15 protein-coding genes are annotated in these 16,662 nt (G+C 66.9%); 4 read left to right on the plus strand and 11 right to left on the minus strand.

The genetic code is table 11. The features are described from left to right. Positions 1 to 106 precede the first annotated feature (106 nt). The 4 genes from EDF74_RS16735 to EDF74_RS16750 all read right to left on the minus strand — a co-directional run bounded on the left by EDF74_RS16735 (position 107) and on the right by EDF74_RS16750 (position 2,990). On the minus strand, positions 107 to 580 hold the full coding sequence (locus tag EDF74_RS16735) for a protein sip-5 (RefSeq protein WP_123731161.1): 474 nt from the start codon (positions 578 to 580) through the stop codon (positions 107 to 109). Then, positions 577 to 1,077, minus strand: a complete 501-nt coding sequence (locus EDF74_RS16740) for a phage holin family protein (RefSeq protein ID WP_019185547.1) — start codon at positions 1,075 to 1,077, stop codon at positions 577 to 579. Before EDF74_RS16740 ends, EDF74_RS16735 begins: the two co-directional genes overlap by 4 nt. 8 nt (positions 1,078 to 1,085) lie before the next feature. Next, positions 1,086 to 1,451 (minus strand): hypothetical protein, encoded by a 366-nt coding sequence (locus EDF74_RS16745; RefSeq protein ID WP_121044161.1) that lies wholly within the window; start codon positions 1,449 to 1,451, stop codon positions 1,086 to 1,088. A 111-nt stretch (positions 1,452 to 1,562) separates the two neighbouring features. Continuing rightward, entirely contained in the window at positions 1,563 to 2,990 is a 1,428-nt protein-coding gene (locus tag EDF74_RS16750; RefSeq protein WP_123731162.1) for a Do family serine endopeptidase, read from the minus strand. A gap of 556 nt (positions 2,991 to 3,546) precedes the next feature. On the opposite strand from EDF74_RS16750, the gene EDF74_RS16755 reads away from it, so the two are divergent. Continuing rightward, positions 3,547 to 4,551, plus strand: a complete 1,005-nt coding sequence (locus EDF74_RS16755) for a histone (protein ID WP_123731163.1) — start codon at positions 3,547 to 3,549, stop codon at positions 4,549 to 4,551. Between the two features lie 197 nt (positions 4,552 to 4,748). Then, on the plus strand, positions 4,749 to 5,432 hold the full coding sequence (locus tag EDF74_RS16760) for a hypothetical protein (protein ID WP_123731164.1): 684 nt from the start codon (positions 4,749 to 4,751) through the stop codon (positions 5,430 to 5,432). A 16-nt stretch (positions 5,433 to 5,448) separates the two neighbouring features. On the opposite strand, the gene EDF74_RS16765 is transcribed toward EDF74_RS16760, so the two are convergent. Then, the gene (locus tag EDF74_RS16765) at positions 5,449 to 5,808 is read right to left on the minus strand and encodes a DUF1428 domain-containing protein (RefSeq protein WP_123731165.1); all 360 of its coding nucleotides are present in this window, start codon (positions 5,806 to 5,808) and stop codon (positions 5,449 to 5,451) included. Positions 5,809 to 6,426: 618 nt separating this feature from the next. On the opposite strand from EDF74_RS16765, the gene EDF74_RS16770 reads away from it, so the two are divergent. Further along, positions 6,427 to 6,999 (plus strand): Ax21 family protein, encoded by a 573-nt coding sequence (locus EDF74_RS16770; protein WP_121044142.1) that lies wholly within the window; start codon positions 6,427 to 6,429, stop codon positions 6,997 to 6,999. Positions 7,000 to 7,131: 132 nt separating this feature from the next. After that, positions 7,132 to 7,557 carry an NUDIX domain-containing protein gene (locus tag EDF74_RS16775; RefSeq protein ID WP_123731166.1) on the plus strand — a complete coding sequence of 142 codons (426 nt, stop codon included), beginning with the start codon at positions 7,132 to 7,134 and terminating at the stop codon, positions 7,555 to 7,557. 19 nt (positions 7,558 to 7,576) lie between these two features. Here the strand turns inward: EDF74_RS16775 and EDF74_RS16780 are convergent, their stop codons facing one another. Genes EDF74_RS16780 through EDF74_RS16805 form a run of 6 tightly spaced genes read right to left on the minus strand, consistent with a single transcriptional unit; the run spans position 7,577 to position 16,397 of the window. Then, entirely contained in the window at positions 7,577 to 8,680 is a 1,104-nt protein-coding gene (locus EDF74_RS16780) for a sugar kinase (protein WP_123731214.1), read from the minus strand. Continuing rightward, entirely contained in the window at positions 8,677 to 9,858 is a 1,182-nt protein-coding gene (locus EDF74_RS16785) for a GDSL-type esterase/lipase family protein (protein ID WP_123731167.1), read from the minus strand. The genes EDF74_RS16780 and EDF74_RS16785 overlap by 4 nt, the downstream gene beginning before the upstream one ends. 30 nt (positions 9,859 to 9,888) lie before the next feature. Beyond that, entirely contained in the window at positions 9,889 to 10,644 is a 756-nt protein-coding gene (locus EDF74_RS16790) for an SDR family NAD(P)-dependent oxidoreductase (protein ID WP_019185567.1), read from the minus strand. A gap of 43 nt (positions 10,645 to 10,687) precedes the next feature. Then, positions 10,688 to 11,980, minus strand: a complete 1,293-nt coding sequence (locus EDF74_RS16795; protein WP_123731168.1) for an MFS transporter — start codon at positions 11,978 to 11,980, stop codon at positions 10,688 to 10,690. Continuing rightward, positions 11,977 to 14,217 (minus strand): oligoalginate lyase, encoded by a 2,241-nt coding sequence (locus EDF74_RS16800; RefSeq protein WP_260232296.1) that lies wholly within the window; start codon positions 14,215 to 14,217, stop codon positions 11,977 to 11,979. Before EDF74_RS16800 ends, EDF74_RS16795 begins: the two co-directional genes overlap by 4 nt. After that, entirely contained in the window at positions 14,214 to 16,397 is a 2,184-nt protein-coding gene (locus EDF74_RS16805; protein ID WP_260232297.1) for a polysaccharide lyase 6 family protein, read from the minus strand. The genes EDF74_RS16800 and EDF74_RS16805 overlap by 4 nt, the downstream gene beginning before the upstream one ends. Between the last annotated feature and the right edge of the window lie 265 nt (positions 16,398 to 16,662).

Here is a 16,662-nt window from a genome sequence, read left to right on the forward strand (position 1 = left end):
TATTGGGCAAGCCGGGTGCGCGTGGCGTGTGGGGGACGTGCAGACCAGGAAAGGCCCCACGGCGACGCCGCAGGGCCTTCGGAAGACACGGCTGAGCGCACTGCGATCAGCGTTCGGAGATATCCGTGGCCGCCTCGGCTGGCTGCGGCTGATGGGGCGAGGCCGATTCGGCACGCCGTTCCGGGCTGAGCCGCGGCGTTGCTGCTGCGGGAGCCGGAGCCGCCTGACGCGGCGCCTGATCGGCGGCGTCATCCACCTTGTCCGCCGCCTGCTCGGCGGTGTCAGCCGCTTCGCTGGCCTGCATCGAGGCAAACGCCGCCTGGGTGCTGGCGACGAGATTGGACACCGAGCCGATCATCTGCAACCACCGTGCGCCCTGTACTTTCGCGCCGAGGCCGGTCGGTTCCAGTTTGCCGGCCAGGAAGCCGCCGGCCAGACCCACGGTGATGATGCGCAGCGGTGTCCATCCGGTACGCCAGACGGTGCTGAGGGTGGACCAGCTGCTGCGGGTTTTCTCCACCCGCACCGCGACCACCAGCTCGGCGCGCTGGACGCGTTGCCGCAAGGCTTCGAAGTTCATCGCTTCACCCCTGTGGTATCGACGTCGGCATCCGGATCTTCATCGCTGGGCTCGTCATACAGCCCCAGCCGCGACAACTGGCGGCGCGTGGCATGCATGCCGGTATGACGGAAGAAGAACGACACCCGCCACATCGCATAACCGGTGACCAGCAGGCTGACGATCGAGGTGATCAGCAGCGAATGGAACCAGGACAGGCCCCAACGCTGCATCAGGGCGATCAGCGTACCGGCCAGCAACAACCAGGCCGATGCGCCGAATACGATCGCCACGCCGGCCCAGGCCAGCGCCCGGCCAAACGCGCTGCGCGCCAGTGCGAAGTCGGCCGAGGCCAACCGTCGCAGGGAGCGCAGCGTGTGCTTGGCCGAATCGACGGTCTCTCGGCCGGCCTCACCGACCTGGCGGATGCTCTCGTCCAGGCGTGGTGCTTTCTCACCGCTGTCCGGTGGCGGGGTATCCGCGCCACCGGGAGCGGTCGACTGGGCTTGATCGCTCACGCCGATGCTTACTTGTCGCCGCCGCTGCGGGCCAGCTTGGCGATGATCCAGCCAGCCGCGAAGGCCACGCCGAAGGAGGCCAGCGGACGCTCACGGATCAGTTCGGCTGCGCTGTCGACCAGGTCCTTGCCCTTGTCCATCAGTGCATCGACCTGTTCCTTGGCGGCGGCACCACCGAACTCGGCAGCGGCCAGGCCGGACAGCGCGGTATCGGACAGCTCGGCCTTGACGTTGGCCTTGCCGAGGCGCAGCTCATCACCGGCAGCGCCGGTGGCGCCCTTGATGGCGCCGCCTGCGGCGGTGGCGGCCGACTTCAGGTGCGAGCCGGCTTCGCCCAGGTGTTCCTTCAGGTTCTCGGTATTGGTGGGGCTCATCGTGTATCTCCTGCTGTGCGATGGGGAAGGTGACCGCGGACGATCCGACGGCAACGAACACAAGGTAATAGCACCGCCCGGGTGTAAGCGACGTTACGGCTGCGTGCGCGTTCAGCGCATGACCAGCTGACCGCCGCTGTTTCCTCGGATGATCCTTACCACCAGTTGCGCGGGGCGCTGCTGGAAGTTGGCGCGCCAGCTGGCGAGGTCGGCAAACTCACCTGCCGTTGCCGCGGTGATCACGTCACCCTGCGCAAGCCCGGAGGCTGCCGCGCGGCTGCCGCGTTTGACGTCACTGACCAGTACGCCGCTGACGCCGGCCTGGCGCAGCGACTCGGGAAGATCGACGAACGTGGCCCCGCCCAGGCGCGGGTCCAGCGACTCGCCGGTGACCGCGCGCGCCTGCTCCTTCAGCGTGGCCTTGATCTGCAGCGGCTTGCCCTCGCGGCGCACGTCCAGGGTCAGCGTACTGCCGACCGGCTGCAGACCTTCCACGTTGTGCAGCGCCTGCGCGCTGTCCACGCGCTGGCCGTTGGCCGACACCACCACATCGCCCGGCTTCAGTCCTGCAGCGGCTGCGCTGGAACCGGACAGCACGCGGGTGACCAGCGCGCCGCGTGTCTCGGTCAGGCCCAGGCCCTGCGCGATCTGTTGGGTCAGGTTCTGGCTTTCGATGCCCAGCGTGCCGCGCACCACCACCCCGTGTTTGACCAGCTGGTCGACCACGTCGCGCGCCAGGTTGGAGGGGATCGCCAGGCCCAGGCCGATGTTGCCGGCCATGCTGCCCTGCGGATTGAAACTGGCGGTATTGATGCCGACCAGCTGGCCCTGCAGATTGACCAGCGCGCCGCCGGAGTTGCCCGGATTGATCGAGGCATCGGTCTGGATGAAGTTCTGGTAGCCCAGCCCGCGGATGCCGCTGCGGCCCACCGCCGAGACGATGCCGGAGGTGACCGTCTGGCTGAAACCGAACGGGTTGCCGATCGCCACCACGAAGTCGCCCACGCGCAGCTGCGCGCTGTCGCCGAGCTTGATCTCGGTCAGGTTGCCGGTCGGAATGCGGATCAACGCGACATCGGTATCGGCATCGGAGCCGATGAATTCAGCCTTCACCGTCCGCCCGTCGGCCAGCGTCACCTGCACGTCGTCGGCGTTGTCGATGACGTGATGGTTGGTCAGCACCAGGCCCTCGGCGGCATCGATGATCACCCCCGAGCCCAGCGATTCGTTGATGCGTTCCTGCGGCACTTCCGGGAACAGGCGGCGGAAGAACGGGTCGTTGAAATAGGGGTTGCGCACGCGCACCACTTGCTTGGTGTTGACGCTGACCACCGCCGGCATCACACGGTCCAGCATCGGCGCCAGCGAGGGCACAGGTTGCCCGGCGACCGCTGCGGGCAGCGCGGCCGCGCTGGGAATCGTGTACGCGGCCGGCGCCGCTTCGGCACGGTTGTCCAGGTGCGCGTTGATGGCCGTGGCGGTGAACCCGCCGAAGGCAGCGGCGAGGGCGAGCGTGAGCAGGGTCGGGAGCGGTCGCATGGTCCGGCGGTTCCGTGTCGGAGGGGGCGGGGGCAGGGAAAACACGTATACGGTAATTCAACCTGAATGAGTGTGTCCGCAACCGGCTAAACCCGGGATGAAATTCGCGGCGTCGTCGGTCTTCCGGTGACGTTGCCTGGGCATGGAGGGCGGGGCCGATATGGGCCGGTGGCGAGGTGCGAAGGAGGGCGGCGTGGTGTGCTTGGCAACGTCCAGGCGCACCCGGCTCATGCACCGGCAAGGCGCATCCACGTCATCGAAACCAGCGCAAATGCCGGCTGCGAGGGCAGGGAATGGATCAAGTGCGACGACCGATCATCGGCTCATTGCATGCAGCCAACATGCGCATCGAGATACATCGCGCGTGCCACGTGCTGGAACGCCACTGCTGTTTTCAAGGGGTTTCGTGCACGCGACCGGTGCATTGCTTGCTGCCGCCGATGAGGGTGCTACTGTCGGCTTGGCACGAGCATCGCATCAAGACCGTTCCACGATGGACCGCGCCGGTATAGCATCGCCAGCGATTTGACTAACCAGGCCCCTTAGGAGGCACTCAATGAGCAACGGTAATGGTGTGACCACGGTTCTCTCGCAGACCGTCGAAGATGCAAAAGAAACCGCCACCAATGTGGGCGAGACCATCGCACACGTTGCGGAAGATGCAGTCGCTTCGGTGAAGAAGACCGCCAAGCGCGCACGCAAGGCTGCCACCACCCAGGTCGCCAAGGTCAAAAAGGCCGTGACCAAGGTCGAGAAGACCGTCGCCAAGAAGGCTGACAAGGCCGCCAAGTCGGTTGGCAAGACCCTGGCTACCGCCAAGCAGAAGCTGGAAGCGGCCAAGAAGAACGCCAAGGCCGAAGCCACCGCCATCAAGAAGCAGGTTGCCAAGAAGAAGGCCGCCGCTGAAAAGGTCGTGACCAAGACCACCAAAGCTGCCGGCAAGAAGGCCACGACCGCCAAGAAGGCCGTGACCAAGAAGGCCGCCGCCGCCAAGAAGACCGTGACCAAGAAGGTCGCCACCGCCAAGAAGGCTGTCGCCAAGAAGACCGCGACCGCCAAGAAGGCCGTGACTAAGAAGACCGCGGCCGCCAAGAAGACCGTCGGCAAGAAGGTCGCCGCTGCCAAGACCGCTGTTGCCAGGAAGTCGGCGACCGCCAAGAAGGCCGTGACCAAGAAGACCGCAGCGGCCAAGAAGGTCGCCGGCAAGAAGACCGCTGTCGCCAAGAAGACCGTCGGCAAGAAGGTCGCCACCGCCAAGAAGGCTGTTGCCAAGAAGTCGGCAACCGCGAAGAAGGCCGTGACCAGGAAGACCGCGACCGCCAAGAAGGTGGCCGGCAAGAAGACCGCCGTTGCCCGCAAGTCGGTTGGCAAGAAGGTCGCCACGGCCAAGAAGGCCGTGACCAAGAAGACCGCAGCGGCCAAGAAGACCGTCGGCAAGAAGGTTGCTACCGCCAGGAAGGCTGTGGCCAAGAAGGCCCCGGCCCGCAAGGCCGCCCCGGCCAAGCGTGCGGCCGCCAAGCCGGTTGCCCGCAAGGCACCGGCCAAGCGCGCCCGCAAGTAAGTAAGTTGTAACGTGCTGCTCCTGCCTGAGGGCGGGAGCGGCATGGTGGGGTGGGCCTGTGCCCGCCCGCTGTCATGTCGGCATCCCCGGTCGAGCGCATCGCGTCACTGTGCGATCAGGCTCCCGGACCCTGTCATCACCATCACCTCCCCGCGTCCCTTGCTAACCTGATCGGCAGACGTTCACGGGAAGACGCAATGCGCGGACTCGATTTCAGCTCCTGGCAGGCCATGCTCTCCACCCTGGTCGGGTTGGCGGTCATCACCCTGATCGGCGTCGGCATCCGGCTGCTGGTTATGCAGACCATGCAGCAGCGCCGCGAACGTGAGAACCGCCAGATCAACGAGCGTCTGCGCACGCTGATCGCCGCTTACAAAGTCCTCGGCGGATCGTTCACCGGTACGCTCGACGTCGATCCACGCCATCGCCGCGATTTCCGCGCGCTGCCCGACGGACGCGAAGAAGGCGATGCGCTGCATCTGCCCGCAGAGGCCGAGAGCGGTGGCGAGCGTGCGCGCCGGATCCGTGATGCGGTCGAAGCAGCCCTGTCGGACATTGTGCTGCTGGGCACGGATGAGCAGGTGCGCCTGGCTGCGCATGCGGCCAACGAGATGGCCCAGGGCCGCGCAGTCCCCACGGCCGAGCTGGTGGTGTCGCTGCGCGATTTCATTCGTCAGGCGTTGGACCTGGATCCGATTCCAACCACGGTCGCCATCCCCCGCCAAGGCCCGGCGCGGCCCTCCGCGGGTGCGAAAGGCAAGAGCGATGCGGCAGACAGAGGCGGTGGAAAAGCCGATGGCGGTGGCGCGGGAATGGGCGGTGGTGGCAGTGGCACGGGCGGCGGATTCCAGAGCGACGACGAATCCGCCCACCCGCGCTGAGCGCTAGCAGAACTGCTCAGCCCTTGAGTTCCACCACCGGCACGAAGCCGCCGTAGATCATCCGCTTGCCATCGAACGGCATCGGGTTGCTCTCCGGGTTCATCCGCGGGTCCTCCATCATCTTCTGCATGCCGGCATCGCGCGTGGCCTTGTCCGGCCATTCGATCCAGGAGAACAGCACCGTTTCATCCTCCTTGGCCTCCACCGCGCGATGGAAGTCGGTCTGCTTGCCGTGCGGAACGTCATCGCCCCAACACTCCACCACGCGCAGCGCACCATGCTCGATGCAGATCGCATCGCCCATGCGGGCGTGCGTGAGGAAGGCGTCTTTGTTCGCGGTCGGGACGGCCAGTACGAAACCATCGATGTAAGCCATGGCAAAGCTCCAGATGACGCGCCGGAATGGGCGTCTTCAAGACATACGACGAACCAGGGGGCGGCCAATCGACAGTGCGCCGGCGGCCCTTCGCAGGGGGTGAACGCCGCTGACCGGGGCCGGGTCAGAAAACTCTGAGTCAGAGAGAGGAACTTCCTGATGTTGTATCTGACGCATTCAACACATGATGGCGATGCCGGGCAGGACGCCCCACGGCGCCCTGCGGTCCAATGCCTCGCGGCACGGACCCCGGTGCATTCAGGAGGATGGACGCGTTAGCCGATTACTCCCCAAGAGCGGCTTCCCCAGCGCGTGACGCCCCGCAAGGGCACCGTCGTGACCAGAGTCCTTTCCGTGCGTGGTTCGCGCGCGCGGTCTTGGCCCCTCCTTTTCAGTTGCCCACGTGAGCGCCGCGCCGTACGGGCATTCACGCCTTCATCGCCTGAGAAAAGCCACGCGCGTATGCCAGAGCGCGTCTGAACGCCGCCCCAAAATTCACTTTTGTGGACGCGGTCAACTTCAGGGGGGGTTGTGTCGAATAACGGAGAATTTACATTCCCGATGCAGTCCGGCCTCCATGCCGGGTGCAAGTAGTCCAAGACATAAAGGTGTACCCCCATGAAGACTTCGTTGATTGCTCTGGCCCTGGCTGCCGCCCTCCCGTTCACCGCTTCGGCGGCTGAAGGCCTGTCCTACAACTACGCTGAAGCCGACTACGTCAAGACCGACGCAGATGGCGGCAAGGCCGATGGTTGGGGCGTGAAGGGTTCCTATGCCTTCCTGCCGAACTTCCACGCCTTCGGTGAGTACAACCAGCAGAAGACCGACATCGGCAACTTCAAGGTTGACCAGTGGCGCGTCGGCGTCGGCTACAACCAGGAAATCGGCAACAGCACCGACTTCGTGGGCCGCGTTGCCTACAACAAGTTCGACCCGAAGGAAGGCCTGGATTTCAACGGCTACAGCGCTGAAGCCGGTATCCGTACCGCGTTCGGCCAGCACGCCGAAGTCTATGCCATGGCCGGCTACGAGGATTACAGCAAGAAGCACGGCGTCAATCCGGATGGCCAGTTCTACGGCCGCCTGGGTGGCCAGGTGAAGTTGAACCAGAACTGGGGCATCAATGGCGACATCAAGATGGATCGCCATGGTGACAAGGAATGGTCGGTCGGCCCGCGCTTCAGCTGGTAATCCCAGCGTGACCGCATCGCCACGTGCCTGATCGGCGTGGCAGAAAAGGCCCGGCATTGCCGGGCCTTTTTCGTGGGCGCGATCCAGGCACGGGGCCCGAGGGATAATGAGTCACTTTCATGGAGATGCCCGATGTCCCCATCCACCGATCTGCAGCAGCCTCGGCTCGGCTGTGGTGCCGTCATCCAGCGTGCCGATGGCGCGATCCTGCTGGTCCAGCGTGGGCGCCCGCCCGAGCAGGGGCATTGGGGGTTGCCCGGTGGCAAGGTCGATTGGATGGAAACCGTCGAACACGCGGTGATCCGCGAGGTGGAAGAGGAGACCGCCCTTCACGTGACGGTGGAGCGTCTGTTGTGCGTGGTCGATCATTTCGAGCCGGCGCTTGGCCAGCACTGGGTCGCCCCGGTGTATCTGGTGCGGGCGCAGGACACCGCGATCGCGTCCGTGCAGGAGCCCGAGGCACTGCTCGGGCTGGGTTGGTTCACCGCGGATACACTGCCCGCGCCGCTGACGCTCTCTACGCGCAAGGCCCTGGAACACCTCTCGATCGCGCACTGAGTCCTCGCGCGCAGGGCGCTCAGCGTCGTGCGGCGGCGCCATCTCCCCGCGCCACGGCCTCTACTTCGGCCAGGCTTGTGATGGCGTAGTCGCCCGGCGTGGACATCGCCAGCGCGCCATGTGCCGCGCCCAGATCCACGGCCGCCTGCTCGCCCTTGCCGCTGAGCAGCGCATGCACCACGCCGGCCACGAAGGCATCGCCGCCGCCGACACGGTCGAGCAGATCCACTTCGCGTGCGTCGGAGACATACAGCTGCGAGCGCGTGCGCAGCGCACCGGCCCAGCCGTGGCGGGCAGCGTTGGCGGCGTCGCGCAGCGTGAACGCCACCGCCTGCAACGCCGGGAACTGCGCCATCGCGCGCACGGCGGCCGCCTCCGCCGGACCGACATCCATCGGCGTGTGGCGGCGACCGAGATCGCTCAGGTCCATGCCCAGGCATGCGGCGAACGAATACTCATCGCCGATCAACAGGTCGCACTCGGCCGCGATGGCGCAGTTGGCGTGACGCGCGGCATCCGGGTCGGGATGGCTGTTCCAGAGGCTGGCGCGGTAGTTGAGATCGTAGGAGACGGCCACGCCGTGCCGGCGCGCGGCCCGCACCGCGGTGATCGCGGTCTGCGCGCTGTGCTCGGACAGCGCGGCGAAGATCCCGCCGGTGTGCAGCCAGCGCACGCCGTGCTGCCCGAACAGCGCATCCCAGTCGAACGCCTCCGGCTGCAGCTGCGAGGCCGCCGAGTACGCGCGATCGGACATACCCAGCGGCGCACGCACCCCGAAGCCGCGCTCGGTGAAGTTCAGGCCCATCCGGGTGTTGCGGCCAATGCCATCGTAGTCGCGCCACACGATCTGGCTGGCATCCACCCCGCCGCCCTGGATCAGCTGCTGGGCAAGCAGCCCCAGCTCGTTGCGCGGCAGGGCAGTGAGCACCGCGGTGCGATGGGCGAAGGTGCTGCACAGGCCGCGGGCGACGTTGTACTCGCCACCGCCTTCCCACACGTTGAACTGGCGCGCGCTGCGGATCCGGCCTTCGCCGGGATCCAAGCGCAGCATCACCTCCCCAAGTGCCAGCGCGTCCCAGCGCTGCCCGGTGTCTGGTGCCACCACGAAGGTCTGGCCACTCATCGCGCCGGGCACCCGAGCAGCGCCAGATCGATGCCCGCGGCCATGCGCCGGTAGCCCTCGTCGTTGGGATGCAGGTGGTCGCGGGTGATCTCCTCGGGCAGGTGCTCCGGGTTGGACGGATCGCGCAGGATCTGGTCGAAGTCGATCAGCCCATCGAAGCCGCTGCGGCCGCCGCGCATCCAGGTGTTGAGCGTGGTGCGGGTGGCGGCAGAGATCGGCTCGTAGCGGTCCGAACCACCGAAGGGCGTGATCGTGGCGGCAATCGGGCGGATGCCGTTGCTGTGCAGGCGTTCGGCGATCTGCCGGTAACCCAGCACCATGTCCTCGGCGTTGCGGCCGGCCACGGGCGGGACGCCGCCATCATGGCGGATGTCGTTGATGCCTTCGAACAGGATCACGCGGTCCACGTTCGGCAGTGCGATCACATCGCGGTCCAGCCGCGCCAACGCGCTGTGGCTGCGGCCGTGATCCATCACCTTGTTGCCGCTGATGCCGGCGTTGACCACCACCACCTGGTCCGGGCACGCCTGCTGCAGACGGGCGGACAGCAGCGCCGGCCAGTCGCCATTGCTGCCGCGGGTGGCAGTGGCGCCTTCGGTGATCGAGTCGCCCAGGGCGACCACCACCACCGGCTTGCTGGCGCGTTCGGCGAGCACGGCGGAGACCACGTTCTGGCGGTAGGCGAGCTTGACCGCGTCGCCCACGGTGGCTGCGCGGCCATCGGCGATGCGCAGCGCGGTGCGGCGCACGGCCGGCCGTGTGGCATCCGGGAAATACACGGTGAGCGAGACGTCGGCCAGCGCCGGCGCGGTGATCGCGACCGGATCGCTGAGCAGGGCGGCGCCGACCGGCACCACGATCTCGCCGCGACCATTGAAGGTGACCGGCTTGGCCGCGGTGGCGGTGCCGGTGAGGTGGGCCGAGGCCCCGCCGATATGCAGCGGGGCCTGGCCGAGTTCATTGCTGATGCGGAAGCGCAGGGCGCGTGCCGAACTGGCCAGGCGCATGTCCTGGCGCACGGTCTGGTTCGCGAACCGCACCGGGGCCTCGGGGGTGCCATCAAGACGATCCGGCGCCGGCGAGGCGGTCCAGGCCGGCACCCAGACCTGGGCCTGGGCGGGCAGCGCCGCGGCGCTGGTGGCAAGTGCAAGAGAGAATGCAGTGATCCAGCGCAGCATGGCGGCCCTCCCAGGCGGTCAGCGGGTCAATCAGGAGAAGTAGGTGCCGCCGTTGACGTCGACGTTGGCACCGGTGATGAAACCGGCTGCATCCGAGGCCAGGTACACCGCGGTATCGGCGGCTTCCTGCGGTCGGCCCTGGCGGCGCAGCGGGGTGTTGCCGGCCACCGCGGTGCGCACTTCCGGCTTGGTGAATTCGTCATGGAAGCGGGTGGCGATCATGCCGCAGCACAGCGCATTGACCCGGATGCCGCGCGGGCCCAGTTCCTTGGCCATGGCGCGGGTGAAGGTCATCACTGCGGCCTTGGCGGTGGCGTAGATCGCCGCACCCGGGCCACCGCCATCGCGCCCGGCCTGCGAGGCGAAGTTCACGATCGCGCCGCCTTCGGGCATGTGCGGCACCACCGCATGCGTGGTCAGGTAGACCGAGCTCATGTTGAGGTCCATCACCTTGTGGAAGAACGCCTCATCGATCTCGGCCAGCGGACGGCGCTGGACCATGCCACCGGCGACGTTCACCAGTACATCGATCTGCGGGCCGAACGCGGCCTGGGTTGCAGCGACCATCGCCGCCACGGCCTTGGCATCGGTGACATCGGCGCGATGCACGATCGCGGTGCCGCCGGCGGCTTCGACCTGCTTGAGGGTCTCCTGCGCGCTGGCTTCGTCGTTGGCGTAGTTGATGCAGACCTTGGCACCGGCCGCGGCCAGCTTGAGCGAGATCTCGCGGCCGATGTCACGGCCGCCACCGGTGACGATCGCCACCTTGTCCTTGAATTGGGTCATGAAACACTCCTGTGATGCGTTGGGGGAAAGGGAAGAAGAGGGCTCAGCGGCGCTCGACCGGGCCGTGGAGTTTTTCCACGCGACCGGTGACCAGCCACAGCGCCAGCAGGGAGGCCGGCACCAGGGCCGCCACCAGGATGAAAATGGGTGCGTAGGATTCGTGGGTCATCGCCGGCACCAGCCAGGTGGTGATCAGCGTGCCGGCCACCGCGGCCATGCCGCCGAGGCCGGCGACCGAGCCGACTGATTTGCCGCTGAAGATGTCGCCGGGCAGGGTCTGGATGTTGCCGATGGCGATCTGGAAGCCGAACAGTACGAAGGCGATGGTCACCACGGCCCAGACCGGATCGGTGGCCAGCACCGCGCCCAGCAGCGCGGGGGCCATGATCGCGCCGCCCAGGGTGATCACCACCTTGCGGGCCTTGTCCACGCTCCAGCCGGCGCCGATCAGGCGCCCGGACAACCAGCCGCCGCCGAGGCTGCCGATCATCGCGCCGACATACGGCACCCAGGCGAAGATGCCGATCTGCTTGATGTCGAAACCGAAGGTATCGGCCAGGTAGAGCGGCAGCCAGGACACGAACAGCCACCAGATCGGGTCCAGGAAGAACCGCGAGATCAGGATGCCCCAGGTCTGCCGATGGCCCAGCAGCTGGCGCATGCTGGGCACGTACTCGGGGACCGGTACGGTTGGTTGTTCGGTGGGTGCATCCAGGATCAACGCGCGCTCGGCCGCGCTCACCCACGGGTGCTTGTCCGGGCCGGCGCGGTAGATGATCAGCCACGGCAGCAGCCAGATGAAGCCGATCGCACCGATCAGGATGAAGGTGCCGCGCCAGCCCAGCCACAGGAACAGCACGGCGATCAGCGGTGCCGACACGATCGCGCCGATCGAAGCACCCGCATTGAACACGCCCTGTGCCAACGCACGCTCACGTGCCGGGAACCACTCGGCATTGGCCTTGACCGCACCCGGCCACGCGCCGGCTTCGCTGATGCCGAGCATGGCGCGCACGATGCTGAAGGACAGGATGGAGTGGGTGACCGAGTGCAGTGCGATCGAGATCGACCACACCGCGATCGACAGCGCGAAGCCCAGGCGCGTACCGATGATGTCGAACAGGCGGCCGAACACGAACTGGCCGGCGGCATAGAACAGCATGAATACCGTGACCAGCAGCGCGTAGTCTTCCTTGGTCGCGCCGACGTCCTTGGAGATCTGCGGCCACATCACGGCCAGGGCGTTGCGGTCGATGTAGTTGATCACCGTGGCAATGGCGATCAGCGCCACGATCAGCCAACGGACATAGGTGCGGGCCTGCGTGGTGACCTTCATTTGCCGTCCTTGCCGGTGCGGGTGCCGGTATCGAAGCGCTTCCAGCCACCGTCCCAGCGCCAGCTGTGTCCGCCGCCGCTCACTTCATGCGATCCGCCCTTGGCCGGGTCATCGGCGATGCCCACGGCGAGCTGCTTGCCGCCGGCCAGGTCGAGCACCAGCACGTCTGCATCCTTGCCGCGGTAGTGGGTGAGGCGGTCAATGCGGCTGTTGGCGCCCCGCACGGTTTCGGCAGTGCCGTCGTACTGGCCGTGCGGTTCGAGCACGCCGTAGAACGTGGTGGCAGCCTGCCCATCCACCCGCTGCAGCAGCATCGGCTCACGGCGCAGGTTGAACGAGGGATCATTCGCACCGCTCTCGCCGATCAGGGCGCGCGAGGGCGCGGTGCTGGCGAACCGGTAGGTATAGAAGCGGCCGTCCAGCAACCAGGTCAGGCTGCGTGCGTCGCTGGTCGGCTCGCTGGCCGCATCGATCCACACATGCTGGTAGCCGTTGGCCTTGCCCAGCACCGGACGTGCGGCGACCGCGGACTGCGTCTTGAAGCCCACGTCCATGATGTGGCCATTGAAGTGCAGCGGCAGGTCATAGCGTGCGGCCTTGCTGCCGGTGACACGCAGCAGATCCAGCACCACCGGCTCGCCGAGCGAGGGGTGCGAGAGCAGCGCCTGGGTACGGGTGAAGCTGACCCCGTCGTAGGCGCCCTCCATCCGTGCCGAGGCGATCTGGGTGTCGTCGCTGGCCGCGAACAGCAGCGGCGTCGGTGCCAGTGGCTGGCCCTTCTTCCAGTCGCCGCCGAAGTGGCTCTGTTCGTTCACCACCAGCGTGTTGTGCGCGATGGTCTGCCGGGCCCAGCTGCTGTTCTCCGGCAGGTAGATGCCACCGGCCTTCGCTTCGATGTTGAGGAAGCGCGCCGCGCCGTAATCGGTCACCACGCGCTGGCCGTTGTCGTAGAACAACCAGTTGAGCTTGTCGAAGTGGCCGTGACCCATGCCCTGCTTGGTGTTCTTCATCACCAGCGCCTGGCCGTTCTCGCCGCCCATGCGCAGGATCGCCAGTGCGCCTTCGGTGCCGTCCGGGCCATCGCGCAGCAGGGTCGGTACGAAGCCAAACGGCTTGGCCTTGTTCTCCGCCAGCGCCTGGGCCACCTGCAGGCCTTCGGGCGAGAGCAGCACGCGCTTCTGTGTTCTGGCGACGGACAGCAGGCGTGCATCACCGGTCTGCGCGTAGGCGATATCGATGCCGGCCACCAGTTCCTCGGTGTCCAGCCCCTTGTCGAGAATGGCGTCGTTGATCGGGAAGAAGTAGCCGCCGTAGCTGCTCTGCACCAGCGCATCGACCGCCTTGAGCAGCACGCCGTCGCGACGCTTGAAGATGCCGCGTTGCGGTTCGTTGCGCTCGATGGCGTTGGCGAACAGGATGAACGGGGCCAGCGCATAGCGCTGGTAGTACGGGCCTTCTTCGTAATACCCGTCCGGCGAGAACAGCTGATCCACCTGTTTCAGGAAGCCGGCACTGCCATCGCGCTTGCTGCCCTGCAGGGCCTTGTCGACGTAGTTGGTGTCGCGCAGCACGTAGCCGGTCATGCCGACGGCAGCGACAGCCCAGGTGGCGTGGTTGTGGATCTTGTCGAAGTTCTCCGGCGTGCCGGACAGGAAATCGGCCATCGCGCGGAATACGTTGTCGTCGATCGTTTTGCGGTCGGCGTCACTGAGCGTGTCGCGGATCGCGTCGTAGCCCTGCGCCGCGCTGACCAGCCAGACCGAATCGTTGAGGGTCTGCCAGAACAGCCGGCCGGGAATCTGGCCGCGGCCCTGCGGGTGCGCGCCCAGCCCCGGGTAGAGCTTGGCGTAGCCCAGCAGCAGGTCGCGGGCGAAGGTGGCATAGGCCTTGTCACCGGTCAGCCGATACAGCGCGCCGGCGGCCTGGATGGCCTGGTAATTGCGCTTGTGCTGTTCGTGCGTGTAACCGCCGCCCTTGTCCTTGGGCACCGGCACGTCGATGCCGGCCTTCATCATCGCGCGCACGCGCTGTTCGGCACGCTGCTGTTCCTTGGCGAACAGTGGTGATCGCCCACCCTCGGTACGCATCTGCGTCCACTGCGCGGCGGTGACCAGCACCGGCGCGGTGGCGGCATCGGCGGGCGCCTGCCGGGCGGCGGGCGCGGCCTGCGCGGCGGGCAACAAAGCCCCGCCAAGCGTGGCGGCGAGCAGCAGCATCAGGGGCGGGGCGTGATTCATGGCAGGGCCTCAACAGGGGTATCGGACAGCAACGGCGCGGTGGCCGTCAGCGGGTTGTCGCCCATGCGCAGGGTCGGTTCCCCGACGCGATGGCTGAAACGGATGCGGCCGCTGCGGTCGAAGCGGTTGTCGCGGATGCTGGCGAACTGCACGCCATGCAGGCGCAGGCTGGTGTCATCGGCCACCCCTGCCTGCTCGAACTGGTTGCCGTGCACCTGCAGCGCCGGACCGAACGTGCTTTCGTCGGTGCCGCCGCGATACAGGTTCACCACCGGCCCGCCGATGCGGCGGAACGTGGAGTCCAGCAGATCGACCTGCTCGGCGTTGTAGGTGCCCAGATCGTCGGTCTCCGCGGCCGCGGCGATCACGCTGCCGGTGATGTCCTCCACCGTGACGTGGGCCAGTGCGATCCGCGCGGCCAGGCTGCCCTTGCCGGTGGCGATCACATCGAAGGCCTTGTTGGCGGTCAGCCCGTGCACGCGGCTGTCCTCGATGCGCAGCGTGTAGTTGAAGGCCTGGCTGCCGGGCGGCACGCGGATCACCGCGTTGCCGGCGGCATCCGGGGCGAGCGCGCCGTCGATGTCCAGCCGCGCCAGGCGCAGCGAACCGCGTGCGCCGATCTCGAACAGGCTCGGCCGCGAGAACTGCACGCTGGCCTGGCCACGTGCGGGGCCGACCACGCTGAGCGGATGGTCCACCGCCAGCACCTGGCTCACGGTGTAGCGGCCGCGCTGCAGCTGCAGGCGGTCGCCGGGGGCGCTGGCGGCCACGGCGGCGGTGAGAGTGTCCTCGCCCGGTGCGACCCTGCGCACGGCGCCGCTGTCCAAGGCGGTGGTCGGCAGGGTCTTGGGGTACCAGTCCACGCCGACCTGGTCGCGGGCAATCGGGGTCAGATCGCGCGGGGCACCGGCATCGATGGCGGCGGTGGGGTAGAGCAGGCCGTTGGCCGCGCGCTGCAGGGCCAGGGTCTGGCCGCTGACACCGCCAGGGAAGCCGGCAGACGCGGCAGGGCTCTGCACATTGCCCGCGAAGCTGATGCCGGAGAGATCGCCCTGCGTGCGCAGCAGCTCGCGGTGCCCATCGCCGATGAACAGGTTGCCGGCGATGCGGCTGTTCACCGGCATCGCATTGCGCTCCTCATCCAGCCCCGCGCCCAGCAACAGGGTGCCGACCTGGATGAAGCTGTTGCGTTCAATCACCGCGTGATCGATCTGCTCGTAGCGGTTCAACGGCGCGTCGTGGGTACCGGCCATCACACTCAACGCCGCAGCGAAGTTGTCGCCGGCGATGCCTTCGAAGTAATTGTCGCGCACCGTCTGGTTGCGGTTGATCACGCGCACGCCACCGGTATGCGCCTTGCCATGGCCGAGGAACACATTGCGTTCGACCCGGTTGCCGTGGCCGTGGCGCAGCACCAGTGAGCCGCGCGAGTCCTGGAAGACGTTGCCACGGTAGGTGTTGCCGCCGGACTTGTTGGAGACGATCTCCACCTCGCCATCGCACTGCTCGAACCAGTTGTTCTCCACCACGGTGCGCGAATCGGACTGCGAATCGTGGCTGGTGCCGATGCGCATCGTCTCGCCGCCGTTGGCGCCCAGGTTGGGGCGCGGGCCGAACCAGTTGTGGTCGATGCGGTGCTGGTTGTCCAGGCCGCTGGTGGCGTTGCGCACCACCACCAGGGTGGTGCCCGCATTGGTCTTGCCGACCAGCTGGTTGTGGTCGAAGCGGTTGTGCTGGCCGTACAGCGCCACCCAGTGATCGGACTGCTGGCGGTCCGGTTTGTTGTAGCGGTCGATGACGATCCCGGTCACCCGGCTGTGGTTGGCCCACTCACTGGCGGACCGCCGGAATGACACCACTTCGCCACCCGGCGCCCAACCATCGCGGAAGACAAGGTTGGAGACCTCCAGGTGCTCACCGGCCAGACGCAGCTGGGACTGGCCGCTGAGAATCACCTTGCCGGGGGTCTGCGCCGTCAACTTAATTGGTTGACCAATTTTGCCGGTGCCCCGGAAAAGCAGGTCCATGTCGCGCCAGACGCCGTCCGCCAGGATCACCGTATCGCCGGGGGCGAGGGCGCGTACCGCGGTGGCATAGGCAGCAGCGTCGCGCACCAGATAATCGGCCGCCACGGCAGGGAATGCCGCCAGGGACAGGCTCAACAGCAAGGCCTTGGCCATGGGACGCCGCGCCAACGGCGCATGCGAGTGTTGCAAAGTCACGGGCTTACCCTCCCAGATCAACCGTGGCGACTGACGCGAGACACGATCCTAACAGGTTGCCCGGCGCGCACGTCAACCACAATCGCATACCACTTTAGGTGCATGTGGTATGTGGTCTGCGCATTTTTCTGCTGCGTCCGCACATTAATTCCATGCAAAGTGGTCTGGACGGTTGTTAGGGGTAGACTTTAGTACCAATTCATTGACATTGGTTCATCAGTCG

This window comes from Stenotrophomonas rhizophila, from assembly GCF_003751305.1.
Lineage (GTDB): Bacteria > Pseudomonadota > Gammaproteobacteria > Xanthomonadales > Xanthomonadaceae > Stenotrophomonas > Stenotrophomonas rhizophila_B.

Coding starts and splice junctions, on each gene's coding strand:
- EDF74_RS16735 (WP_123731161.1), bottom strand. CDS start 580: ATGAACTTCGAAGCCTTGCGGCAACGCGTCCAGCGCGCCGAGCTGGTG.
- EDF74_RS16745 (WP_121044161.1), bottom strand. CDS start 1,451: ATGAGCCCCACCAATACCGAGAACCTGAAGGAACACCTGGGCGAAGCC.
- EDF74_RS16750 (WP_123731162.1), bottom strand. CDS start 2,990: ATGCGACCGCTCCCGACCCTGCTCACGCTCGCCCTCGCCGCTGCCTTC.
- EDF74_RS16755 (WP_123731163.1), top strand. CDS start 3,547: ATGAGCAACGGTAATGGTGTGACCACGGTTCTCTCGCAGACCGTCGAA.
- EDF74_RS16760 (WP_123731164.1), top strand. CDS start 4,749: ATGCGCGGACTCGATTTCAGCTCCTGGCAGGCCATGCTCTCCACCCTG.
- EDF74_RS16765 (WP_123731165.1), bottom strand. CDS start 5,808: ATGGCTTACATCGATGGTTTCGTACTGGCCGTCCCGACCGCGAACAAA.
- EDF74_RS16770 (WP_121044142.1), top strand. CDS start 6,427: ATGAAGACTTCGTTGATTGCTCTGGCCCTGGCTGCCGCCCTCCCGTTC.
- EDF74_RS16775 (WP_123731166.1), top strand. CDS start 7,132: ATGTCCCCATCCACCGATCTGCAGCAGCCTCGGCTCGGCTGTGGTGCC.
- EDF74_RS16780 (WP_123731214.1), bottom strand. CDS start 8,680: ATGAGTGGCCAGACCTTCGTGGTGGCACCAGACACCGGGCAGCGCTGG.
- EDF74_RS16785 (WP_123731167.1), bottom strand. CDS start 9,858: ATGCTGCGCTGGATCACTGCATTCTCTCTTGCACTTGCCACCAGCGCC.
- EDF74_RS16790 (WP_019185567.1), bottom strand. CDS start 10,644: ATGACCCAATTCAAGGACAAGGTGGCGATCGTCACCGGTGGCGGCCGT.
- EDF74_RS16795 (WP_123731168.1), bottom strand. CDS start 11,980: ATGAAGGTCACCACGCAGGCCCGCACCTATGTCCGTTGGCTGATCGTG.
- EDF74_RS16800 (WP_260232296.1), bottom strand. CDS start 14,217: ATGAATCACGCCCCGCCCCTGATGCTGCTGCTCGCCGCCACGCTTGGC.
- EDF74_RS16805 (WP_260232297.1), bottom strand. CDS start 16,397: ATGGCCAAGGCCTTGCTGTTGAGCCTGTCCCTGGCGGCATTCCCTGCC.